Below are 23,912 nucleotides of genomic sequence, written 5' to 3'. Positions count from 1 at the left end.
GAAGCTAATTATTATTGTGGCTATCATTTACTACTGTAGTTATTTAATACATTAGGCATAACAAACAATAATTAAGTACATTGCTAAAAAATTAAACATTTGTCATTCTACATAAGTATTTATTAATTTATAAAATCACACTAAGGATAGATATGTTTTTTTCTAAAAAAACAAAAACTGAATCAGATAAAAAAACTCCAGTGTGGAGCATTTCTGAAAAAGGACTTAAAAACACAATAACCAATCAACTATACAATACCAAAGGTCTTTCTTACTGCTCAAAAGCTGATGGTGATAATGTTCATGCCACCATTTGGTACAACCATAAATACTTATGCAACTTAACTGTTGGAGCTAATCAATCTAACGTATTTAGGAATAATTACATAAGTGAATGTGATGCCTTTATAGATGATTTTGCAGACGTTGAATTTACTGATCTATTCGATAATGCAATAGAGTTATCAATACCAAACCTAAAAATAAAATCAGAAAGCTATGTATTAAGTGGTATAAGAACTTCAAACACTAACTCGGGTTATAAAATTCATCACTATGGCAAATATTTAACCACTGTTGACGAAAGCTATGCAAACTTAATTGAGCAAGCTAAAGATATACACCTAAAAAGAAAGTGTGGTGTTTTTGGCACTAACACTAAAAAAAAGCTAGATGAAGCAAAAAAGAACAAAGCAGAACTAAATAAACGACCCATTATAAATCCAGACCAAATCTTAGTAACAACTGAAACAGCACCAAACTTAAATATTATTAAGCGTATTGACGTAATTACAGCTGAATGTGTCTATGGAATGAATATTTTCAAAGATATTTTTGCCAGCTTTACTGATGTTTTTGGTGGGCGCAGTAACAGTATTCAAAACACGCTAAGAGATGCAAGGAAAACAGCCTTAACAGAACTGAGAAAGGAAGCAGCTTTAGTTGGGGCTAATGCAGTAATAGCCGTTGATTTAGACTACAGTGAAATTTCTGGCGGTGGTAAATCTGGTATGCTCTTTATTGTCGCCTCTGGAACAGCTGTAATTATAGAAAAATAATGAACAGCGGTGAAAAGACATTCGAAAGGCGCATTACGATATGATCTTTTCATAAGCTATATACTTCTCCTAAAAACAAAGCCCCTAATATAATCCTGACTTTATCCTTGCTTTTAATTGGGCTTTAAATAAATATATGTACCGTTACTAACTTTAAAGGAACTAATATGGCAGTAATCATTGAAGAAAAATTAAAGAAGTGTAGTAGATGCAGTAAAACGACAAAACACCATCGTAACAGCACTAAGTCGAGTGGCTTTATGCTACTCATACACCTTATCCTCACTCTTTTAACCGCTGGTGTATGGCTTCTCCTTGTCATTGTTTGGAAAATAATAAATAAACCTATTGGTGGCTGGAAGTGCAGCAACTGCGATTAAACTTTAATAATAAAAAGCTTACATTACTTGAATCGTAATAATAGCTCTCTTTTTTAGGACTCAATAAACCCTTGCGCATATCTCTCCGTAAAAAGCTTGAATAGGTGTATTTTCGTAAATAAAAGTCAAGTTTTATCAGGTTTTGTGGGGATTATTTAGTACGCCCGTTCATTAAAATAGTTAAGTTATGTTAAGTTTTAATGAGGTTTTATGAGGTAGGTCATATAAAAATAAGCTATTAGGCTGCTCGTGACTTACGAAAACACCTATTTAATTTGCTTAGGCTTAACCCTACTAGATGCATGGTTTTTGGTTTGTGGTGGTTTGTAGCCCTTCCCTCTGGCTTTAGCAAGGTAAGATATACGCCATATAGCGCCTTGCTTTTTATCATGCTCATTTCGTTTAAATCTATAAAAACAATTTTCTGGTATCCATGGACGCACAGCCAGTGTATTTCCCATTTCTAAAATAAATTCATTTATCTTGCTTGGGTAGCTTACTTTGTTGGCATCAAGAATAACGACCACATGATAATGCTGTTTTTTCGCCCTTTCTTGCTCCCGTGTCCAATGGTAGCCAAAAATAGGCATTTTATACCTTTGCTTTATAAAGCCGCTAAAGCTTTCCATAACAGCAATAATAAAACGGTTATCATTTGTTTGATATGGAGTACCAATATCAAATCTTAAAACTAAAACTTGGCTATAGTGCGTTAAAACTGACTCGAGTTGATCTAACATGCTTTTCATTTGCATGGTGTATATACCACTTTTTTTTACATGAACCTGCCACAAATTTTGACCGTGTTGTATCACTGGTGAATGACTCACATACTGATAACTAGCCATACCGACTCCTAAGCAAACTAATAGATAATATAAATATCCGATAAATTACAAAGCAATAATTAGAACGAGAAAACTCGCGTTACACTTAAACGAAAAGCCTATAAAGTTAAGAGGCACTCACAATTAATTAAAATTTGAGTGTTGTAAACCTATTAATCAACACCGCTTATAACCGCATTTTTTACAAACTATGCAAATTGACTCATGGATAAAGGTGTTTCGAGATAGTAACAACTAACATTTCTCTGTAATTTCATGGTGGGAAACAGTACAAATCTTATGTAAGATATCGGTTGCTGGTGGGGCAAAAGCACCACCAGCTTTACATACCTTTCGCTGATTTTGACTGCCATCTTAATCAGCTTTTTTTCTAATCATCATTACTGGCTTTGAGCTTTTCAGATAAAAACTTAACCCGACTAATAGCCCAACCCTCGCCCCGCTCTTTAATGTCTTTTATGTAGGCTTTATCTTTGCTAGTTCGCCTTAACGCATACACATTACTTTGAACGTTTTTTCTTTGACTTTCTCGGTCATTAAAAAAATCAAAAATTTGCTGATATGTCATAAAGTGCCGCACATGATTTCCTCGTACTCTCTCACTTGTAAACTCTATGAAATAACTTGTTTTGAGTGCGCTGGATACTGCATCTTCTTTATCTATCTCTATATCTGCATAACCTCTACCAATAGGGCTAGAACTCATACCATTAAGCCAAGCAAGTAAAAGCTTCCTATGATCTAACTCTATGCTTAAAAGCTCTTTAAACGTATCAGGGGCTTTAATCTCTAGTGACTCTAATGTGATAAGCGAGTGTATATCGTTAAAATTAATCATTAGCTGCCTCCAAGTGAGTGTATTGCGCAAGTAAGTTTTTGCGTTTAGTCACCAGTTCACTAACAAAATCTTTTATTTGCTTGTTACTGTAGCCCGCGATGGTTACTGCTAAGGTTGCATTAACCTCGTGCTCATAGAATGCTACGGCTCTTAAACCTAATTTTATTGGGGGTGGTATTAGACCTGAATTAATCTTGTGCTGCAGTAATGTCTTTCCACATGCAAAGGTATTTAGTAATTCAGACTTTCTAACAAGTTTTAAATTAGACATTTTATTGTTCCTTAAGAGTTGTTTAAACGTCAGAAGGAACTTTAATCTATAAATGGAATTACGGGTGAGGATGAATATATTCATCTGACAACTTTTGAAAACTAATTTATTTATTTTTTTTCTCGTCTCTAACCCAGTCTCGAACTGTGCCTATTTTATTATTCTCATCTACTTCATCAGATTCCTGTTGTGGTAATCCCTTTTTGAAACGTGTTAACGCTGCTCTCGCTATCTGTGTGTTAGTTTTACAATTACCCTCAGCTAATATCTCTTTTATTTTATTCACAATTTCGGGTTTATCAGCCAATGGTTTTGATCCCCCTACATTACATTTTCTAATACTATTAATAGTATTATCAATTTGTAGTTGAGTGATTACCAAATCTAAGCTATCTGCGTAATAATCAAGTGAAGCAGCTAATAACGAACTTTTAACCTCATTTAAAATATCAATTAAATCTAACTCCTTCTTTTCAGAGTTCATATTTCTGAATCTTACTTGCTTAGCTAGTAGTACCTCATAGGGGATCATGTTATTTTCTGCATTGCAAAGCTGGTATTTTAAAATAGCTATTTCTTTATCTGAATCAGATAATCTTTCTAAATCAGTTAAAAATTTATCACTATTTTTTTTAAAACTATCCGTAACACTCTCACCTAACTTTATTTCTTCATCTGGATTAGTATCTTGAATCTCACCAAAAACAATATTATCGATTATCTCATCTCTTATTAAGCATTCAGCATCTGGGTACTGTTCTTGTGGTTTAACTAGTAATTCTTTTAAAAAATCACGATGCTCTTTTAAGCGTTTTTTTCTTTCACCCTTATCCATTTAAACCACCTTCAAACCTTTAATACCAGCTAACGAACTGCTGCCACTTGCCGCACTCTCAATATGTTCAGACCACCAGCACATCATGGTTTTTCTGCGCTCAAAGTAATCAGTGCGGTTATATGCTCGCCTTACTTCATTTGTATCTACGTGTGCTAAAGCCGCCTCTATTACATCAGGATCAAATCCTTGTGCATTGAGCGTTGTACTAGCAAGCGAGCGTAAACCATGCGCTACCAGCTCGCCTTTAAATCCCATACGCTTTATTGCTGCGTTAGCTGTTTGCACGTTTGTGTGGCTACGTGGGTCTCTATCTGCGGGAAATACATATTCGCGGTGTGCGCTTATTGGCTTCATTAATTCAAGTAAAGCAAGTGTTTGCGGTGTAAGGGGTATGCGTTGCTCTTTGCCTTTTTTCATTTGCTCGGCAGGTATAACCCACACACCAGCATTTAAGTCTATATCTTGCCATTTAGCCGTTGCAGCCTCATTAGGGCGTGTCATGGTGTGTAGCTGCCATTCAATTAAACAACGCGTTGTAAGCTTAATACTGGCACGATTTAAGGCACTCATTAACTCTGGTAGCCTATCCGCTTCAATAGACGGCATAGCGTTTTTTTTAGGTGCTTGGAATGCTTGTCTTATATTCGCTAGTGGATTGGCTTCTATAAGCCCACAGTTAACCGCATGAACCATTACTTCGTTAATACGCTGGCATAGCCTTTTAACTGTCTCTAAGCTCCCCTTTGCCTCTACGGGGCGCACTAGCTCTATTACCTGAAAGGCTTTTAATTTACTTATTGGTTCATCACCAAACGCAGGAAAGGCATGATTGTTTAAAAGATTGAGTGCTGCTTCGGCTGTTTGTGGTTTTATTTCTGTTTTCTTTTTCTCAAACCACATTAAAGCAACGGCTTTAAATGTTTGTAGGTGTGTTTCTTGTGCTTGTTTTTCATCTAACTGGCGCTGGTGAATAGGGTCGATATTTTCAAGCACTAAGGCTTTATATTTTCTATGGCGCTCACGGGCTTTTGCAAGGCTTATGTCTGGGTATGAACCAAGCCCCATATTTTTGCGTTTTTTAGTAATAGGCGCTGTGTAGTTATAAAGCCAAAACTTACCACCACTGGGTTTTATCCGTAGTGTTAAGCCACCACCGTCCGTGAGGTTGTATTCTTTATCTTTTGGCTTAGCTGCGCTTATTTGTTTATCTATGAGTTTTTGAATAGCCATTTGTAACAACGATCCCTATGTAATATTCCAGTTGTTACGTTTAGTGTTACAACAAATCGCGGTTGTTACAAGTTTTAAACGGTCACTAATGGTTAAACTATAGGCATAAAAAAACCCGCAAGGCTCGAATTAACTAGCGTTGCGGGTCTTTTACGGTTCTTAGCAACGTATCTAAAAACCTTTATTGGTGGAGCTGGGGGGATTTGAACCCCCGTCCGAAAAGCCTCGACCGTCGGTACTACATGTTTAGTATTGTCATTTAATTAACCTTTAAATCCCGGACAAACACGGTAGATAAAGGCGAGGCCGCTTAGTTTTAACGCTTCAACCCCGGCCAGGGTTTCCGTCGCGATCAGGTGTTAGGGTGACACTCCAAAATCCAGTCCACAAGAATACATGGAAGGAGCGCTAGCCAGCCTAAGCTGCTAGAGAGTAGTTATCGTCGTTTGCGATTACTTTAAATTGCGGCTTTTTTACGAGGCAAACCGCACCTCGACATGCACCTCGGGCTTCTTGAATTCCGTCGAATCCTAATCAGCCCCTGAATAAGGTTACTCATTCAGAGTGTGCAAGCAGTATAACCGAGTAACCTACGAATACTCAACACCTTAGGCGTTTTATTTTATCAATTGGTTAATCATGCATCAAACACACATGTAAATGTAAAATATTGAACAATTAAGAAACAATTACTTAACAATAATGGTGCTTTATGCTCAAATGCAAGGCTAGACCTTGGTCTAATAAATTATAAAAAATAATAACAGGCATATTACCTAGAGGATTTATAAATGTCGGTTTTTTCTTTTGATGAGCAAACGGGGTATATCTCTTTAGTTTCACACCCTCATGTTTCAGGTTTAGCCTCAACAGCAACACAGCTTATTGAATTAATTGGACAGTCAGAATATTGCGAGTGTGAGGTTATTGCTAGCAATATTGGTAAGCTGTTTGCTCAAAATAACGCCGAAGAAGCCCCCTCTTTAGTAATTGCTCAAGCCATTGATGCAAAGCTAACCATTAACATTGATGAAAAAAATATGCTTGTTGAAGCTACCCTTATTACTGCTAAGGGCGGTAAATTGCTTAGCATGGAACAAGCAATTGACGTGTTAGCTCAGGCAGGGATTGTAAAAGGCATTAGCTCTCATGCATTAGAACAGTTATTGGCGCAACAGTTTGAACAACTCTCAGGAAGCACGCATTGCGCTGAAGTCGCTTTTGGTCGTGCACCTAAAGTGGGTAACGATGCCAAATTTGTGCGTCTTTGCTGCACAGCGCAAGACCGCGTACTTAGCCCACAAGCTAAAGGCGGTGGTAAAGTCGATATGAGAAACCTAGGTGATATTATTACTGTGAAACCTGGTTGTGAATTAATGCGGCGCATTCCAGCAACATTGGGGGTTGATGGGTTTACTGTGTTTGGAGATGTGCTAACTGCAATCTCTGGCAAAGAGCATAAATTACAACCTTTTGACGGTACTAAAATTGCGCCCGATAACCCCAACTTACTAATTGCCGACGGTACTGGTGTACCGGTTGCCCTTCCCCGTGGTATGCGTGTTGATGATGTTTTATGTTTTCATAATATTGATCCCAGTACTGGTCATGTTGAATTTGATGGCAGTATTATAGTCAGTGGTGATATAAAAGATGGCATGCGCGTGACTGCTACCGGCGATATTACTGTTTTAGGTTTTGTTGAATCGGCGCAGTTAAAAAGTAATAGCGCCATCACAATAGTAAAGGGAGCAATTGGCAGAAAACGAGAAGCCGATGAGCCATTCACCTGTTCTATTTTTGCTAAACGAACCGTTGCACTTGGTTACTCTCAATACTGTGACATAAAAACGGAGCAAAACTTATTAATAGAACGCCAATCATTACATTGTGACTTGAGTGCTGGAAATTTAATTAGGGTTGGCAGCGCAAAAGCTCCTAAAGGGAAAATTATTGGTGGCCATATTCTAGACGCAATGCGCATTGAAACAGGTGAATTGGGCGCACCAGCAGGAACTAAAACCCGTGTTTGCATTGCACAGCGGTGGTATGTGCTAAAACAAAAACAAGCGCAAATCACTGACTTTGAAAAAGTTTTAATCAGTAAGTCAATTGAACTACAGCAAGCGCGCCAGCGAATTAATAAACAAGTTGCAAGCGCACAGCGTCAGCAGTTCTTGAATAAAATAACAACGAATGAAGAACACATAGCAAACCGAAGCGCCAGTATCAGTCAGCAAAAGCAGTTGCTAAGAAAGAAAATGGCGCAGCTTTTAGCGCTCAGTCGTTTAAAAGTTAATGAGCTTATGCACCCCGGGGTGGAGCTTAAAATTGCACGAGAATCAATTAGCTTTTCGCGTAATTATCCACCACATTTAATCACTCACAGTGAAGGTAAAATAACGCAATCTTTTTAATAACGCTTATTAAGACTGGCTCAACTCAAAAAGTAAGTATTCACTATTGTGAACTTAATCTTGGTTGCTTGCTTCGTCTAAGTTTTGTTGTGTTTCATCTATAGCAAGTGGCCAACCACCTAGTTGCTGCCAACGATTGACAATTAAACAATATAATTCAGCGGTGCGTTCTGTATCGTATAACGCAGAGTGTGCTTGTTTGTTATCAAACTCTATTCCTGCCGCGCGGCACGCTTTAGCCAATACTGTTTGCCCTAATGCTAAGCCTGCAAGTGATGTGGTATCAAAACTAACAAACGGATGAAATGGTGTGCGCTTGATGTTATTACGCTCAATAGCGGCATTTAAAAAGCCATGGTCAAAAGCGGCATTATGAGCAACCACCACAGAGCGCTGACACCCTGCGGCTTTTTGCGCTTTGCGCACTACTTTACAAATTTCTTTAATCGCCTCTTCTTCAGGGACAGCCCCTCGAAGTGCTGAAAAAGGCTTAATCCCATTAAACTCAATGGCAGCTTGTTCAATGTTTGCGCCCTCAAACGGTTGCACATGAAAATGAACGGTATGATCGATACTAAGCAGTCCTTCGTCATCCATTTTTAAAACGGATGCTGCAATTTCTAGTAGTGCGTCGGTTTCTTTGTTAAAACCGGCGGTTTCAACATCAATAACCACAGGAAAAAAGCCACGAAAGCGTTGTGCGAAAAGTGTTTGCTCAGTATTTGCCATAGTATTCTTGGTTTATAGGGATTAGCTGTCTATTATGTCAAAATTGAGCCCCTGTCGGCTAGGGGATTTATTGATTAATTGCAGTTAAACTATAGGCATGTTACTTGCTAAGTAATTAACGTTTGCGCTGAATTATTTGCTGTTGCGTAATATTTTACGGTTTTTGTCACTTTTTTGGCAGAACTAGATAACTGGAGAATTCTCGATGAAGTGTAAGTTGTTATTTATTAGCCTAGGCATTAGTAGTGTGCTGTATAGTTTGAATACAACTGCAGCAATGCGCCAGTACACGGCTAACCAAGATAATTCAAACTGGAACTTGGTTAAAACAACTCGCTTACAATGCCAATTAAATCATGAAGTTCCCTACTATGGCGAGGCTATTTTTAAAGCATCTGCAAGTAAAAATAAAGATCTTACCTTTAATTTAGACATGGTGGTACGCCCAGAAAATTACGTGATTGCCGGTTTAAAAGCGGTGCCACCTAATTGGCGAGCAGGTCGCCCTGCCCGTGATATTGCTGATATGAAATTACTTAAAAAGTTTGATGGTGAACTAGGTAATAAAACAGCGTGGGAAATGCTAACTGAACTTGAAAAAGGCAACCAACCTACCTTTTACTATCAAGACTGGCAAAATAGTGCCGACAAAATTGCCGTGGGAATGTCTAATATCAACTTTAAACAAGCTTATTGGGCGTTTTTACAATGCCGAGACGAATTGCTGCCATACAATTTTGAAGATATTTCGTTCACTATAATGAACTACGAATCGAATAGCAGTAAATTAACCAAATCATCGCAGCAGCGCCTTGATAAAATTGCTGAGTATTTAAAAAACGATCCCAGTGTAGAATCAATTAGTATTGCATCGTACACCGATAGTTATGGCGGTCGTTGGAATAACCTCGATTTATCAAGAAAGCGTGCTAAGGAGATTAAAGATTACATGGTTGGCTTAGGCGTTGATGAAGCTAAAGTGGTTACTGAAGGCTTTGGCGAAAAACGCTTTGTAGATACTAATGACAATATTTTAGGCCGTGATAAAAACCGCCGCTTAGTGATTCAAATCGCTAAAATGTAAATTGTCGTATTCCTTTTCGACCGACGGTGTAATGGATAACGCTTTCGGTCAATACCATTTTTGTGATGCCTATTTTATACATAACAAACAACCTCCCTTTTAATTATTAACATTTAGCTTTTTATTTTTTCATTTATATTAATAAGTTAAATTTCCTTTTTTTGATGATTTTGGCTTTTTTAATACAGTTGTAAATAGAAGATTACATTTTATTTTGTCTCTTTTATGACAAAACTATTTAAGTTTTACACAACTAGTTATATCTTGCGTGTCTCTCACGTTTGATCAGGATCATTAAGTGCTTAAAAATAAAACAATAGGTAGCATGTTAATTGTTGCAGGAACCACCATAGGTGCAGGTATGCTTGCCCTACCCATTGCCTCTGCGGGACTGGGATTTAATACGGCAATGGTGTTAATTGTAGGGTGTTGGTTACTAATGACCTACACTGCATTGCTTATGTTGGAGCTTCACCAATATGCCCCTCGCGACGCCACCTTAAATACACTGGCTAAGCTTTGGCTTGGTAAACGTGGCCAGTATGTAGCTAACTTTTCAATGATATTTTTATTTTATGCGTTATGCGCGGCCTACATAGCAGGTGGCGGAGCCCAGCTACAAGAACGTATAAACACTGGTTTTAACTTAAGTATTGCCCCACAGTTAGGCTCCGTTATTTTAGCGGTGGTGATTGCAGGTGTTGTCACTTTAGGCACCAGCAAGGTAGATAAGCTTAATAGAGTGCTGTTTAGTATAAAAATAGTGGTATTGGGTAGCTTATTTTATATGCTTACGCCTTATGTGCATGGCCAGCACTTACTTGAAATGCCGGTTGAGCAAGGGCTGATACTTTCGGCTATTCCTGTGGTATTTACCTCTTTTGGTTTTCATGGCTCTATCCCTTCTATTGTTAAATACGTTGGCCTTGAAATAAAAACCTTACGCAAAGTAATGATTGCAGGTGCCTCTTTACCACTGGTTATTTATGTATTTTGGCAAGTATTAAGCCAAGGCATAATGAGCCAAGCCCAACTTCTCGAAAGTGAAGGCTTAAGCGGGTTTGTAGCCAGTGTGGCAAATATTGCTAACAACACGAGCGTTTCTACAGCGGTTAAACTTTTTGCTGATTTAGCGCTGGCTACGTCATTTTTGGGAGTGAGCTTGGGGTTATTTGACTTTTTTGCTGACACATTTAAAAAAGCAGATACGGGCGCAGATAGAATAAAAACCGCATTTATTACCTTTATCCCTCCTCTTGGGTTTGCCTTATTTTATCCGCAAGGGTTTATTATGGCATTAGGTTATGCCGCTATTGCATTGGTGATATTGGCTGTATTTTTGCCGGTGAGTATGGTGTATAAACAGCGTCAAGGTGTTGAAAAAAGCGGTTATAAAGTACGAAGCGGTAATATTGGTTTAGCCATAGCCGCTTTGTGTGGCATTTCAATTATTAGTGCGCAATGCCTGCAAATGGCAGGCCTAATACCTGCAATAGGTTAATACCTAATAATAAGTAATACTCTATTGGCAATCCCCCCAAACAAGAGTTTGGGGGGATTGCCATGCAAACGCTAACGTTAAAACACGATTGCTTTTCCTCTACCGCTTTGCTCTGACGCCGCATCTAATTTGCCATTATGATTAATAATCACATGCATATCACCAAAGTGGCGTTCGTCCACTGTGTAGCCCATTTTTATCAGCTGTTGTTTTACTGATGGCTCCAAGCTGGCATGTGCTCTGATCACATTTTTTGGCCATAACTGATGATGAAAACGTGGGCTATTTACCACATCATCGGCGCTCATATTAAATTCAATCGCGTTGAGTATCGATTGATACACCGAGCTAATAATAGTAGTGCCACCTGGCGACCCTGTTACCATTTTCACCTGATTATTACTGAGTAAAATAGTGGGGGTCATAGAGCTGAGCATACGTTTATGCGGCTGAATTTCATTTGCTTTGCCACCAATGGCACCAAATACATTCATAACCCCGGGTTTAGCGCTAAAGTCATCCATTTCATCATTTAAAATGAAGCCTGCGCCTTCTACGACTACGCCACTACCAAACCCTAAATTGATGGTAGTGGTATTAGCTACAGCGTTACCCATGTTATCGACAATGGAAAAGTGAGTGGTTTGCTCGCTTTCTTTTAAACCGGGTTTAACGTTTTCGGTGGTTGAAATAGCCTTTAAATCTATACTGTTACTACGGTTTTTAAGATAGTTTTCTGCAAGTAGCTTAGCTGTAGGCACTTGGTAAAAATCAGGATCGCCTAAGTATTCTGCTCTATCGGCAAATACTCGCTTACCTATTTCAGCCAATAAATGCACATACCCTACTGAATTATGTTGTTGTGCAGGCGTTGGTTTTTTAAGCTCATACATCTTAAGCCATTGCAATATAGCAATGCCGCCTGAGCTTGGTGGCGGTGAAGTAAGCACTTGGTAGCCATTCCAATTCGCTTTTATAGGAGTCCGCGATTTAGCACGATAACGTTTTAAGTCATCTTGGTTAATGATCCCGCCATGTTGGTGCATAAATTTTGCAATAATTGCGGCAGTTTCACCTTGATAAAAGCCATCTTGACCCTCATCGCGAATGCGTTTGAGTGTGGCAGCTAGCTCTGGTTGTTTAAAAAGCGCACCTGCCGTAGCGGTTGCAAAATAACTGGCAAAGTTTACATTAATGTTTTTATTATTTAGATGTCCTATATAGCCCTCAATCAGCTGAGCCAACTTTTCAGGCACAACAAAGCCCTGCTCTGCTAATGTTACCGCAGGTTGCACTAACGCTTTCCACGGTAACGTACCATGCTTTTTATGGGCTAACCACATTCCTGCGACACTGCCAGGCACGCCACTAGCGTGTATGCCGTAAATAGATTTATTTTCAATTACTTGCCCCTGCTCATCTAAATACATATCACGATGCGCGGCACTGGGCGCAGTTTCGCGGTAATCTATAAAATCACCTTTTCCATCTTTATGGATAAGCATAAACCCACCGCCACCAATATTACCCGCTTCGGGGAGCGTAACGGCTAATACAAACTGAGCAGCAATAGCGGCATCAACCGCGTTGCCGCCTTGCTCTAATACGGCTTTTGCAGCGTGCGCACTAAATGTGTCGGGCATCGCCACCGCACTTTGTTTAGCCGCTACATTAAAAAAGCCTACTTGTATTATTAAGACACTGCTAATAATTAGCTTGCGTGGTGAAAAAAGTGATCCCATCCCATATCCTTAGGTTATTTTTATACATTGATGGTAAACATTAATGCACAGTAACAAACACTAGGTCAATATTTATAGGTCGCATTTAAAGAGCCTAGGATTGTTGTTAGATTATCCACATGACTTTGAATAAAGCACGGCTGTTAAATTTGAGCCATCCTCTGTATGAATATAATAATGTTTAAGCTGCATACCGAGTTTTTTCATAACATTAATTGAGCCAACATTTGAGGTCAGTGCTGTAGCGCTAATTACCTTTACTTGGCGTTGTTTTTCAAGCTCTGAACAAATAGCGCCTGCAGCTTCAATAGCATACCCTTTGCCCCAACTCGCTTGCTTAAACCGCCAGCCCACTTCAATATCACTAAAATCAGGCGTATCTGAAAAAAAGCCCATCGGCCGAACAAGCACCCATCCTATAAAGGTATTGCTTTCACGCAATGTTACTTGCCATAACCCCCACCCTTGTTGCTCATTACGATAAGCAAGCATTCTAGGAGTACTGACTGTTTTTATCTCTTCAAGCGAAGTGGGTTTACCTTGTGTTAAATGTTGCATAACGGCTGGGTCTTGATCGAGCTCGTATAATTGCGGCCAATCATGTTCGTCCATTAATTTAAAACTTAATCGTGTTGTTACAGCTATGTTCATTTTCATTGTTGTATAATTACCCCTGAAATATAATTTTCTCTAAAGGAGATAGTAAATGAAAAAATTAGCAGGTTTAGCTTTATTAGGCACTTTAATTACGTTAACTGGCTGTGAAGATGCCAACGAAGTAAAACAAGATGCAAAAGAAACAAGCGCTCAAGTGAAAGAAAAGCTTGATGAAACTTGGAATGAAGTAAAGGAAAAAACCAATGAGCTTAAAAATGATGAATCATTTAATGAGCTACTTGAAGAGAGTAAAGAAATGGGCTTAGACATGTACGATGACGGCAAAGAAGTAGCTGTTGATGCATGGATTAAAAGCAAAGAAGCGGCTGGCGAGCTGACTGAAAAAACCAAGCAAAAAGCACGTGAAATTGCCGCAGAAATTGAGCAGGCACGTAAAGAACATAAAGAAGGTTAATTATTTTTAAGCATAAAAAAGGTAAGCCATGGCTTACCTTTTTTGTTTTACTTTTAAAGTAAATAGACTTTGGTAATCTCTGAATAGTAAAGTCATCAGTTATTGCAGTTGTGGTTCAAGTTCAATACATTGCGCTTTAGACTGACCTGCATTCTCAACGATAGTTACAAAGCCACCACACCCGCAGTTGGATCTGAGAATGGCAGTGCTAAGTCAGTGTAGTCGGTAACAAACATCGCAAGCATCATAGACACATTTTAATGTACTTGGCCTTTTAAACCAATTTCGTAGTTAACTGCTTTGGTTTCATCAAACGATACAAACTGATCTGGACCACCAAATGGGCGTGGAGGGAAACCGCCTGTTTGGTAACCTTTTTGAATTTGACCATATACATTCATGTTATTGCTGATTTGATACGATGCATTTACATCCCATGTTACAGCGTCAAACTCTGCACTTACGTACTTACGTTCAGCGAATGTTGGAAAAATCGCATCGGCATCTTTCTCATCTTTAGAGTAACGAAGGCCACCGCCAATTGTTAAATCATCCGTTAAGTCGTAACTACCGTTAATGTAAGCTGCGTATGAGTTTGTTTCTTGATTGATTTCAAAAAATCACGTTTACGAGCTGTAACTTCGATTTTTTCAAACGCGTCTTGTTTGGCAGTGGTTTTAGCTTCTTGTGCATTTACTGTGGTAGTAAGTGCAGCAATAATTGCTAGGCTTAACTGTGAGAGTTTGCGTAGTTTCAAAATTTTCTCCAAAGGATACCGTATAATTTAGTTATGCAAACTTATTGACTTAAGCAATAAGTTTTAGGCATAAAAAAAGACGCCTAATAGCATCTTTCCTCTGGATGGGTAATGTATTGCATATTTATGAATAAATGTAAAAGGTTTTCATTTTATAAACATATAGGTGCAAATTAATTATACTTTTGATTATTTTTGAATAACCTGTACTAAATAAAACCGCTTAGCTAGAAAGTGAGCGCGTTATCCGTACTGCGTTTGTGCGTACCTTAAATATTTACATACAAGCCTATCTTTATTCTATAAATAGCATCAATCTACATCCAGTTTAGTTTATTGAACTATACACTATGATTGATATTAACCAAAAATAGCAATATAGTATTAACAATACTTCTACGGACAGAAATTATGGATATTAAAAATACTCCAATACGCAATATAAAGTGCTTTAATAGTCCAGACTATACCTCACTCTTTTGTGTGGCAGCTAACTACAACATTTTATTAGTTAATTACCAAGCACTTAACGTAATAACAACCTACGACCTTATTAATCAATTTATGCAAGATAACGGCTACACAAACTTAGTTATATTTGATGTACCTAAAAATAGTGACGTATTAGCCTTAAAAGAATGGCCTAATTTAAAGGGGCTTTTTTATGAAAGTTCAGATGATTCACTTTTTCAACAGGGCCTCGAAGCCATTGAACAAGGAAAACTTTGGTTTCCACGCGATGTCACTGACAGCTGGATGAGACAAATGTTAGCCTCTGAACAGCAAACGGCCCTGCAATCAAGTAATCTCACTTGCAAAGAAATTAAAGTATTAAACTTACTTTTCTCCGGTCTACATTCCACCGCTATTGCAGATAGCCTATTTATAAGTGAAGCCACTGTAAGAGTACATCTACACAAGATTTACCAAAAAATATCTGTAAAAAACAAACAACAAGCATTGCTCTGGTGCCAAAAAAACTTAAGTAAAGTTAATAATTAAGTGGGCTTATTTGAAAACGAATAACATCTGAATATTCACCGGCTGCTTGGCGAGTGAAATCTTCCAACTGAATGCTAAGCGGAATGAAAAACTCAGACTGACCAGAATAAGCAAAGTTTAAATTTGAAGCCTTTGCTAAGTTAATTTCTTCTGAACCTAGCTGTAATGTATAGTTAATACCATATTTAGTACTTAACACTGTGTGTATTAAACGGCTTTTATTCTCTGAGGTTACATTCAGCTGGATATCGGTATTTGTCACAATTTGTAAGCTGGGTAACATAGTGTATTTTTCTGCAGGCCGCAGCTCCCCTAAAAAAACAGTACTAGAAAAAGTGTTATAGCCTAATAAAGATAAGCTTGTGCGAGGTTGAATAGTTGTTTCTATTTCAATTTCTACTTCATCAAGACTTTGCTTGTTCTCATCATAAAGTTTCAACTGAAGTCTATCTGTATAGTACCCTGCTTTTACAGGGGTGCCTGCAGGGATCACTAACCTGATATCTACTGAATTATTGTTAAGTTTAACTTGATTGTTGGTTTTGCTTAACAACTGATTTTCTAAACGAATTTGGTAATTAATAAATTGAGAATTACCTTTAAGCGCCCCTTGGTTTTGCGAAGAAAGACTAAAATACAAGGTACAATCCGTCGTATTTATTGTATCTACTCGAATTGTTTTCTCTGCATCGTTTTGTGATTTTACGTGATAAAAAGATAAGTCATCAAACAAATATGCTATTTCACCAATACTCGCATCGCACTGAGCATTAACTCTATTTGCTATAGATAGTAAGACTATACTTATTGCTAAATACACAATTTTAATGTACATAAATTACCCCTTTTCTTTGCAACTGTTCACCATCACGCACATCTATTGAAAATGTAGTTTTATCTTTATTTTGTAAAGTTACCTTATAATGGCATGGAGCAAGCCCTGTTATTGCAAAACGGCCTCGCTTGTTCGTAAAAAAAGTATACTCTTTGTTCGTTACTTTATTTGGGCAAATAGCCTTTCCAACCACTAAAGCTAAGGGTGACTCGTCTCGATTACGAAGAGTCGCAATAACAGAAATATTTGCTGCAGTACCAATTATTGCTTTGTGCCCGGTTTTGTATTTTGGGTAAAAGCTAAGCATTCCAGAGCCGATATCATAACCTGGGGCTAGATCATCAATATCTACAGGAATGTTGATATTGTCATATGAGCTCAAATCATTAAGTAATATGGTTTTGAAGTCTCTATTATCAGCTCTATATTCATTTTCAACTCGGCCTAACGTAATTACTTTGTTTTCTAGGCTTTTATGAGCGTTAACCAAAGCAAAGCTATCGTATATAGGCTTTCCAAATGCCCATGTATCATCTGCAAAAGCTATGCTAGATGCAAGACTTACACGGCTTTGATGATAAGCAGAGCGCGCATTTAAATCTTTATAAAAACTTGCATGTTCAAGGTTTGCAGCAAAACGGTTTGCGTTATATTGCATGTTTAAATCAAAGATTGTTTTATTTAAATCATTACTTTCTAAGCCAGCACGCAAGTTCAACGCACCAACAAACCGCTGGTTACTATCTTGCGTAAACTCAAGTCTCGTTTTATCACGTCTAGAACGGTGCGATAGTTTAACCCTATGCTGATTATTAAATTTATAAGTAAATGATAAACTTACCCCCCACTCTCTCTCGCCTCTAAAATCATCCCATTGCGCTCCGGCAGTATACCTCCACTGGCTATTAGCTAAGTCGCCCGAAAAATTAATACCTAGAGATTTATCAAACTGAACGCTCTCATGATCACGGGAAATATTAGTAAAAAAAGAGGCTAATGTTCTATCGTTAACATAATAGCTATAACTCGCCTGCAAATAGTGCTCTTTATAGCGGTTATTGAACGTTTCTTGGTTCCTGAATCCGAGCGCTGTAAAATATTTTGAACTATATTCATAACCCAGCGTAAGCTCACTTCCTAAGTTACTCATGTTATAACTACTATAAACAGTACGATAGGCATACCCTTGATGCTCAGCGAAGCTAAAAGCCCCCTCAAAAGCTAGTTGACCTACCTTAGCTGCATAGATTTGTTTAATGCCTATTTGCTGAGCGTATTTATCCCCTTGTACTGTAACCCCAGCAGTCCAACTAGGTGTCAGACCATAGTCCAAATAAGCACTAAGAAAAGGATCATCTGGTTCATATTCGAGTTTATCGCCAGCGTTAGCAGGCACGCCTAAGTGAAGCTCATATTCAAGCTGCCCTTGTGCGAATAGGTCTAAACCAGTTGCAACATCAAAGTTTACATAGCGCACAACGCCAGCTATATCAGTAATTTTTAGAGAGATATTATTGCTGCCTTCGCTCAAAGGTATGTCATCTAAAGAATAAATACCCGCCACCAAATTAAGTCGCTGAATAATACGCTCCTCTACATATACCTCTACACTTGAAGGCGTTTGAAGAGTAAAACTACGCGAAGCGGTTGGCCTTATAGGCCTATCTGATAATAAAGAAAAATCATGTGCTATAGAAAAACCTAACAAGCGAGAGGAGTTTTGAAAATAACCGCCTGAACTAAAGTTATCCCCTAGAGAAAGGCGCATGCCTAAGCTAGGTAGATCATGAATTAATCTCGTTCCTTGGCGTTTTAAACTTGATGAGGCCGGCTGCGATACTTTACTATATTCATATTCATTCTCTAACACCCACCCTTGCCAACTAGCGACGATTTCTGAGCGTAGTGCATATTGCTCTTGAACTTGCTGCTGCTCCTTATCGTTCTGATGAACGTAGCTTGCATAAGCGTTAACAAAGCCACTTGCGTTAGCAGGTTCAATTGCTTTTAACTTTTTCCTTCTTTTTTGTGCACTTAATTTCTGTGGGCGAGTAAGCTCTATGGGAACAACAACGTCCAAACTAAAATCGCTCATATCAAACACAACACTAAAACCCAGTTCCCTTAATGAAGATACCGCTAAAGTATTGCCTTTTAATACCTTAAATAGCTCGCTCTCTTTTTCTTCAAGTAAAATTTCGCGAAGATACGGCTCTAGTTCGTTCCACTGTAAAAAAAGGGCATCGTCTTTATCAACTTTAAGTGAGACTTGACCTATTGGACTTTTATTTAATTGAACTGACACATTAAGTTCAATTGTCCTACTAGAAGGATTTATTTTTGCTAACACGTTAAGTGGTAAAAAAAATATAGCGAAGAGGAACACTGCTGAAGTTTTCATTGCACTAAATCTAAACTTAAATGCTCTACCTCACGGCTCTCAATATTTTCAGGTAGCTTAACTTTTATGGTCTGTGTGGCATAAGGTGCAAAAAAAACATCGTACCCCTTCTCCAATAAAGCGTGTTTTTCAAAAGTAGTTACAACGGATTTATTTGTAGTTACTTTAATTTTATAGTCACTGAGTCGCGCAGCCCCCTCTCCTTCATTTTTGATTTGGGCTAAAAGCTCCCCTTTTTCTAGTTTAGAAGTCAGTATTTTTAAGTTAGGTGAATATATATCCCTGTTTACGTGAACAACTAAATTTACATTCATTAATATTTTAAGTTGTGAGGTATCACTACCAATATTAGAAGCCAAAGGCTGCTCAACTAAACTGACTTGATAACTTTTATCATGTTTCGGAAGCTTCTCTGCAACCCACCTAAATTGAATTTTCTGGCCTTGCCCCTCTTGTAAAAATAAAGAGGGAGGAAAGACCCATAATGGAGAATCTTCCAGCTTTTTTAACGATGAGCTCGATTCAGAAAAATTAATTTCAAACACTTCAATATCAAATGCAATCTCTCTAGGTAATTGATTGTAAATAAAACTAGAAGGTATTTTTGAGGGTTGTTCCGGTGATAATGTGATCACCATAGGTGTCACTTCCAGAGCCTCTACCGAAATAGAAATATTACATATTAGTATCATTAAACATCGGGAGAACCACTGAACATAAAACATTAGAATATTACCTCTAACTCACTATCAGCAGCTTGAAACTCTTTTGGTATTGAAATTGAAATATTGCTTTTTGAATTTGGAAGTAAAATTTTACCTGATAGGGCTCTACTTAGATCCATTCCTTCTAAAGTTAACACTTTACCCTTAGATTTAATATTCCACTGAGCTTTAGAAAGGCGAACATATTTATTCCCTTGGTTTTCTAACGACACACCCCATTGATTTTCTGCTAATTGTTTTTTCTCTTTTATTATTAGGTTAGCTTTAGCATTATCGGGAACAACGTTAAAGAGCGTTCTAAAACTAAGTGACATACCAACACCAGATTGGGCACTATTGTTCAAATCAACCGACACTTGCTCTACAGTGATTCTATAAGACTTAGAGTGCTCAATTATAGGCTCACCAATATAACGAACAATGACCGATTGACTACTCCCTGGTGGGATAATCGTAGTCATAGGAATAATTAAGAAATCTTCTTCGTTAATCTCTAAAGACTCAACACCCGTATCACTTATACTCATATTAAAGGCAGAAACATCAATTGTTAGCGGTTTATCCGATGGGTTTATGATTCGAAGTGTTTGTTGTGATTGGCTCCCCTGAGCGCTGAGATCGGCTACCATAGGCCTGACTTGAAAGGCATTAACTGAAAATGAAAACAAACAAAATATAAATATAAGTAAAATATGCATAGAATTCCCTCCTAAATAAAGGCAGTGGATAACCACTGCCTTTTGATTTAACTTTAATTTGCCGTAACAGTCAGCATTAGCGTATCAGCATACGTACCTGCGTATACCGGTGTCTGAGTTACTTCTAAGTCAATCATTCCTGCGACGCCTGTCGTTGCTAATGTGTTACTTCCACCATTGCTTTGAAAAGCACTCTGATCATTGATGCCATCTTCAGCTGACAAAGTAAAGTCATAAGGACCTGCTGTTAAATGAGCAGTGTATCCTACACCTCTATCTTCGTGATCAGCGTTTTGAAGGTGTCCCTCAGAAGTAGTTAAAGTAAGTGTTGCACCATCCACATCATTACATTTCAAGTCAAAATTAACTGTTTTTGTATTCCCTAACGCAAGAGCTGGAAAGTAGTGTGTTGTTGCAATATTGCTTACTTCACATACAGACTCAACGGCACCACCTACATTTAAGTTTTCTGCTAGTGCTGAACCTGAAGATAGTGCTGCGATTGCTGAAATTACGATTAGTTTATTCATTGTTATATTCCTTATCCATGTGACATATAGTTTGTTTTGTTAAATAAATGTGCGTTTAAAGCACGCCACCCGATACTACTGATGGTGTCATTTCTATGCGGATCACATCCTGGTAGCTTCCTGCATATATTAAGGGTTCATCAAGAGTTAACTGAATTTCAGCAATGCTATTAAATAAGATATCATCAATATTAAAGCTATATGTCGATTTGGTTGCCTGTGCCGATACAGACACACTTTTGTTGGCACCTTCCAATGACCAGTTAATATTATATGAACTTATTCTACTGCTTTGCTCATGACTCAAACCGCCATTAATTGACTGCATTGATATTCGCATTGGCGAATTACAGTTAATCTCTAATGAAGTATTAGCAACGCCATTAGAAGAAAACTCTAGATTAGTATTTTGTGAGGTAAATTCACACACTGGAGAAATATGCCCCACCAATGTAATACTTACTTCATCGTTACTATATGCATTGGATGCAAAGCAACATAATACTAACCATGTTAGTCTCTTCATCACTGTCACTTCCTTTGAACTACCTTGCTAATACAGTGGTAATGTTAAGCTAAAATTCAGGTTTAGGAAGTTGTTATTTGATTACGAAACAAGGAGTAAGACTAAACACACTGTAACTAAGCATACCGTTTGGTATAAACATTTAAGTTATTCTTAGCCGATAATGGTCGCCTTTTAATTTTCACCACTTTGTTATAATCCGCTAAAGCGCTATGTTTAATGTTTATAAACAGGAAAAACATAAGATAAATCAGAAATAAACAATCATCTAAACAGCACTTACTATTTTATAAATTATGAACTAAACAACTTTAATAAATTCAAATGATTTTGAACTTCAATTAAATCAAAAGCTTTAACTACGAAAACCTTAAAACTAACAATTGTAAACTTTAATATAAACTAAATGCTCACTTCTTTTTTTACTAACTAGCTAAAGTTATTAGATAAATATTAAAATCACTTCTATAACCCTCCTAAAATCAACATTTAAATAACAAATAGGAAATACATATGAAAAAGCTATCTGTAGCAGTAGCAATATGTGCCGCACTTGCATCTAGTTACACAAACGCTGAAGTTCGTATAAATGGATTTGCTTCTATAGTGGGTGGAAAGAGTCTAGACAGTGATCAAACCTTATACGGGTATGACGATGAAATCTCATTTAAAAACGAGAGTAAGTTCGCTTTGCAACTCTCAGCTGACCTTCCAGCAAAGCTTATAACGGCCAAAAGAGCTGCATCTTTGTGGCAGAACCAAAGCGCTGTTTAAACGCAGCAGAGAAAGCTTAGGCTACCGTGAGCTATGTAAAAACTTACGCAAAGAAGGTTTAAAAATAACACGCTACAAAACGCGAAAGTTAATGGCGAAGCTCAATTTAGTGGTTAAACAACGAGTAGCTTATAAAGTAACAACTAAGGGTAAACACTCTGATGCAGTTGCAGATAATTTGCTTAACCAAAACTTTAACCCGGTAGCATCCAATCAGATTTGGGCTGGCGACGTGACATACCTGAAAACTGGCGAAGGCTAGATGTACCTTGTTGTAATGGATTTATATTCTCGCCGAATTGTTGGCTGGCATATTGATAAACGTATGACGACTGATTTAGTAATGAAAGCCATGACTAGGGCTTGTAACCTAAGAAAACCAACCAAAGGCTTGGTATTTCATTCTGATAGAGGGTCTCAGTATACAATTAAGCGATATCGCAACCTATTAAAGCATTATGGTATGCGAGCAAGCATGGATGATGTGGGGGCGTGTTGGGATAACGCTGTTGTTGAAAGGTTCTTTGGCGGCTTGGAACATGATTGGTTGCTAAAAGTGGCTCAGCCAACGCGTGAGCACATGAAAAATGTCGTTACTAAATATATGAAATAATACAATCTGGAAAGCCTGCACTTAGCTAGTAACGATCAGCCACCAGTAGGGTATGAAAATTCTTTAAGAAAAGTGTCCGGCTGGAGTTGAATAGAACACTAAGCGAGTTGAGTTTTTTCTATTAGTGCTTCACACACCGCGATTACTTCAAGTACAGTTTTTTCAAAAGGGCCATAAAGGAGTTGAACTTGATTGATACTTAGCCAATTTCATCCTCTGAATTTACGCGCAGATTAGTGCTCAGTGATCCTTTACCATTTGCCAGTAAACTGAGGTTATTCGCGGTATCACTTGCTAATAGCCATAAAATTAACGACACAATAGATACTACCAGCATCAATGTGAGTGCCTGATCTGAGCGCTCTTTAGTACTTGCAACCAACTTAAAAAAGTGAGCATCTGCTTTTGCCTGAGCTACTTTAAATTTTTCAAGCACATCATTGTACAGCGATGCTTTTCTTTGCGCCTGTTGCTGGATTTTACTAAAGTCGGCCGTACCATTTACCATACCGTTTGCAATATTTGATGATATTTTTTCGCAATATGCTAACTGAACTTTTGTGTCACTATGAATATACGAAGCGTTTATTTGCTCAACCGCACTTATGTTGCTGATTAATGTGTTGTATATATTAACAGCTTTCTCTATTAACTCTTGCTCGTCAAATGTAACGGCTACGTATACAGCTCATCGAGTTTTCCGACAGGCTTACATTAGCAGAAGTAAGCTTAGCAACTTGATAGGAAAGCTTTTCCATTTCATCAAGTGCAGCCCTATTATCATTCATTGCAAAGTAATTGATTAAAACAATTACTAAAAATGCGACTACAGCGATACTGGTCATAGCATGAATTTCTTACTTATGCTGAGGTTTTTAAAAGAGAAACCTGAAGCTATATTCATTTACTCCGTTTAATTATCTATAGTTATTATCGGCTTAAGATGCAGAAATGTTAACTTTATTTTTAACTTTAGACGCTTTTTATACATAAAGTTAAATACCGTAACATTCGTTCGTAAACACTAACAACTGAAATATAGA

General features: G+C 37.8%; 21 protein-coding genes, 1 other RNA gene and 4 pseudogenes. 8 read left to right on the top strand and 18 right to left on the bottom strand.

Annotation, left to right across the window (positions count from 1 at the left end; all coding sequences use genetic code 11):
* The first annotated feature begins 152 nt into the window (after positions 1-152).
* Positions 153-1,058, top strand: a complete 906-nt coding sequence (locus BG00_RS18025) for a YbjQ family protein (RefSeq protein ID WP_253861361.1) — start codon at positions 153-155, stop codon at positions 1,056-1,058.
* A gap of 646 nt (positions 1,059-1,704) precedes the next feature.
* Here the strand turns inward: BG00_RS18025 and BG00_RS08425 are convergent.
* The 6 genes from BG00_RS08425 to ssrA all read right to left on the bottom strand — a co-directional run bounded on the left by BG00_RS08425 (position 1,705) and on the right by ssrA (position 6,005).
* Positions 1,705-2,286 carry a YagK/YfjJ domain-containing protein gene (locus BG00_RS08425; protein WP_036981876.1) on the bottom strand — a complete coding sequence of 194 codons (582 nt, stop codon included), beginning with the start codon at positions 2,284-2,286 and terminating at the stop codon, positions 1,705-1,707.
* Between the two features lie 370 nt (positions 2,287-2,656).
* Positions 2,657-3,124, bottom strand: a complete 468-nt coding sequence (locus BG00_RS08420; protein ID WP_036981874.1) for a hypothetical protein — start codon at positions 3,122-3,124, stop codon at positions 2,657-2,659.
* A complete protein-coding gene (locus BG00_RS08415) occupies positions 3,117-3,395 on the bottom strand; it encodes a helix-turn-helix transcriptional regulator (protein ID WP_036981873.1) in 279 nt (92 codons plus the stop codon). Before BG00_RS08415 ends, BG00_RS08420 begins: the two co-directional genes overlap by 8 nt.
* A gap of 106 nt (positions 3,396-3,501) precedes the next feature.
* The gene (locus tag BG00_RS08410; RefSeq protein WP_036981871.1) at positions 3,502-4,230 is read right to left on the bottom strand and encodes a hypothetical protein; all 729 of its coding nucleotides are present in this window, start codon (positions 4,228-4,230) and stop codon (positions 3,502-3,504) included.
* On the bottom strand, positions 4,231-5,463 hold the full coding sequence (locus BG00_RS08405; RefSeq protein ID WP_036981870.1) for an integrase domain-containing protein: 1,233 nt from the start codon (positions 5,461-5,463) through the stop codon (positions 4,231-4,233).
* Between the two features lie 185 nt (positions 5,464-5,648).
* Positions 5,649-6,005: a transfer-messenger RNA gene (gene ssrA, locus BG00_RS17345) on the bottom strand.
* Between the two features lie 249 nt (positions 6,006-6,254).
* Here ssrA and BG00_RS08400 point away from each other — a divergent pair.
* On the top strand, positions 6,255-7,880 hold the full coding sequence (locus BG00_RS08400) for a DUF342 domain-containing protein (protein WP_036981868.1): 1,626 nt from the start codon (positions 6,255-6,257) through the stop codon (positions 7,878-7,880).
* A gap of 54 nt (positions 7,881-7,934) precedes the next feature.
* On the opposite strand, the gene rnt is transcribed toward BG00_RS08400, so the two are convergent.
* The gene (gene rnt, locus BG00_RS08395; protein ID WP_036981866.1) at positions 7,935-8,609 is read right to left on the bottom strand and encodes a ribonuclease T; all 675 of its coding nucleotides are present in this window, start codon (positions 8,607-8,609) and stop codon (positions 7,935-7,937) included.
* A gap of 205 nt (positions 8,610-8,814) precedes the next feature.
* Here rnt and BG00_RS08390 point away from each other — a divergent pair, with 205 nt between their 5' ends.
* Both BG00_RS08390 and BG00_RS08385 read left to right on the top strand, forming a co-directional pair.
* Positions 8,815-9,693, top strand: a complete 879-nt coding sequence (locus BG00_RS08390; RefSeq protein WP_036981864.1) for a flagellar protein MotY — start codon at positions 8,815-8,817, stop codon at positions 9,691-9,693.
* 298 nt (positions 9,694-9,991) lie between these two features.
* On the top strand, positions 9,992-11,194 hold the full coding sequence (locus BG00_RS08385; protein WP_081762896.1) for an aromatic amino acid transport family protein: 1,203 nt from the start codon (positions 9,992-9,994) through the stop codon (positions 11,192-11,194).
* A 77-nt stretch (positions 11,195-11,271) separates the two neighbouring features.
* On the opposite strand, the gene ggt is transcribed toward BG00_RS08385, so the two are convergent.
* Both ggt and BG00_RS08375 read right to left on the bottom strand, forming a co-directional pair.
* Positions 11,272-12,936, bottom strand: coding sequence for a gamma-glutamyltransferase (gene ggt / locus BG00_RS08380; RefSeq protein WP_036981862.1), 1,665 nt, complete (start codon positions 12,934-12,936; stop codon positions 11,272-11,274).
* Positions 12,937-13,047: 111 nt separating this feature from the next.
* On the bottom strand, positions 13,048-13,593 hold the full coding sequence (locus BG00_RS08375; RefSeq protein ID WP_036981860.1) for a GNAT family N-acetyltransferase: 546 nt from the start codon (positions 13,591-13,593) through the stop codon (positions 13,048-13,050).
* 49 nt (positions 13,594-13,642) lie between these two features.
* Here BG00_RS08375 and BG00_RS08370 point away from each other — a divergent pair, with 49 nt between their 5' ends.
* A complete protein-coding gene (locus tag BG00_RS08370) occupies positions 13,643-14,008 on the top strand; it encodes a hypothetical protein (RefSeq protein WP_036981858.1) in 366 nt (121 codons plus the stop codon).
* A 22-nt stretch (positions 14,009-14,030) separates the two neighbouring features.
* Here the strand turns inward: BG00_RS08370 and BG00_RS17340 are convergent.
* Positions 14,031-14,625, bottom strand: a pseudogene (locus BG00_RS17340) (TonB-dependent receptor domain-containing protein); the annotation flags it as partial.
* Positions 14,565-14,765, bottom strand: coding sequence for a hypothetical protein (locus tag BG00_RS08365; RefSeq protein ID WP_036981856.1), 201 nt, complete (start codon positions 14,763-14,765; stop codon positions 14,565-14,567). The gene BG00_RS08365 and the pseudogene BG00_RS17340, both read right to left, overlap by 61 nt.
* 411 nt (positions 14,766-15,176) lie before the next feature.
* On the opposite strand from BG00_RS08365, the gene BG00_RS08360 reads away from it, so the two are divergent.
* Entirely contained in the window at positions 15,177-15,767 is a 591-nt protein-coding gene (locus BG00_RS08360) for a LuxR C-terminal-related transcriptional regulator (RefSeq protein WP_036981855.1), read from the top strand.
* Here the strand turns inward: BG00_RS08360 and BG00_RS08355 are convergent.
* From BG00_RS08355 to BG00_RS08330, 6 genes are all read right to left on the bottom strand, one after another.
* Positions 15,757-16,602: a hypothetical protein gene (locus BG00_RS08355; protein ID WP_036981853.1), complete on the bottom strand. Its 846-nt coding sequence runs from the start codon at positions 16,600-16,602 to the stop codon at positions 15,757-15,759. The two genes, BG00_RS08360 and BG00_RS08355, sit on opposite strands and share 11 nt — an antisense overlap.
* Positions 16,592-18,907 carry a fimbria/pilus outer membrane usher protein gene (locus BG00_RS08350; RefSeq protein WP_253861360.1) on the bottom strand — a complete coding sequence of 772 codons (2,316 nt, stop codon included), beginning with the start codon at positions 18,905-18,907 and terminating at the stop codon, positions 16,592-16,594. The genes BG00_RS08355 and BG00_RS08350 overlap by 11 nt, the downstream gene beginning before the upstream one ends.
* Before the next feature lie 92 nt (positions 18,908-18,999).
* Positions 19,000-19,641, bottom strand: a complete 642-nt coding sequence (locus BG00_RS08345) for a fimbrial biogenesis chaperone (RefSeq protein ID WP_253861359.1) — start codon at positions 19,639-19,641, stop codon at positions 19,000-19,002.
* Positions 19,642-19,727: 86 nt separating this feature from the next.
* Entirely contained in the window at positions 19,728-20,426 is a 699-nt protein-coding gene (locus tag BG00_RS08340) for a fimbrial biogenesis chaperone (RefSeq protein WP_036981849.1), read from the bottom strand.
* A 53-nt stretch (positions 20,427-20,479) separates the two neighbouring features.
* The gene (locus BG00_RS08335) at positions 20,480-20,956 is read right to left on the bottom strand and encodes a hypothetical protein (protein ID WP_036981848.1); all 477 of its coding nucleotides are present in this window, start codon (positions 20,954-20,956) and stop codon (positions 20,480-20,482) included.
* 55 nt (positions 20,957-21,011) lie between these two features.
* Positions 21,012-21,482, bottom strand: a complete 471-nt coding sequence (locus BG00_RS08330) for a hypothetical protein (protein ID WP_036981847.1) — start codon at positions 21,480-21,482, stop codon at positions 21,012-21,014.
* A gap of 513 nt (positions 21,483-21,995) precedes the next feature.
* Between BG00_RS08330 and BG00_RS08325 the strand changes: the two are divergent.
* Together BG00_RS08325 and BG00_RS17335 are read left to right on the top strand one after the other, a co-directional pair.
* A pseudogene (locus BG00_RS08325) lies at positions 21,996-22,241 on the top strand (hypothetical protein); the annotation flags it as partial.
* A gap of 4 nt (positions 22,242-22,245) precedes the next feature.
* Positions 22,246-22,959 (top strand): annotated as a pseudogene (locus BG00_RS17335) (IS3 family transposase); the annotation flags it as partial.
* 6 nt (positions 22,960-22,965) lie between these two features.
* On the opposite strand, the pseudogene BG00_RS18535 reads toward BG00_RS17335, so the two are convergent.
* Positions 22,966-23,767 (bottom strand): annotated as a pseudogene (locus tag BG00_RS18535) (methyl-accepting chemotaxis protein); the annotation flags it as partial.
* Between the last annotated feature and the right edge of the window lie 145 nt (positions 23,768-23,912).

The organism is Pseudoalteromonas sp. SCSIO_11900, assembly GCF_000576475.1.
GTDB classification, from domain to species: domain Bacteria; phylum Pseudomonadota; class Gammaproteobacteria; order Enterobacterales; family Alteromonadaceae; genus Pseudoalteromonas; species Pseudoalteromonas tetraodonis.
This window is presented reverse-complemented; position numbering and strand designations above follow the sequence as displayed.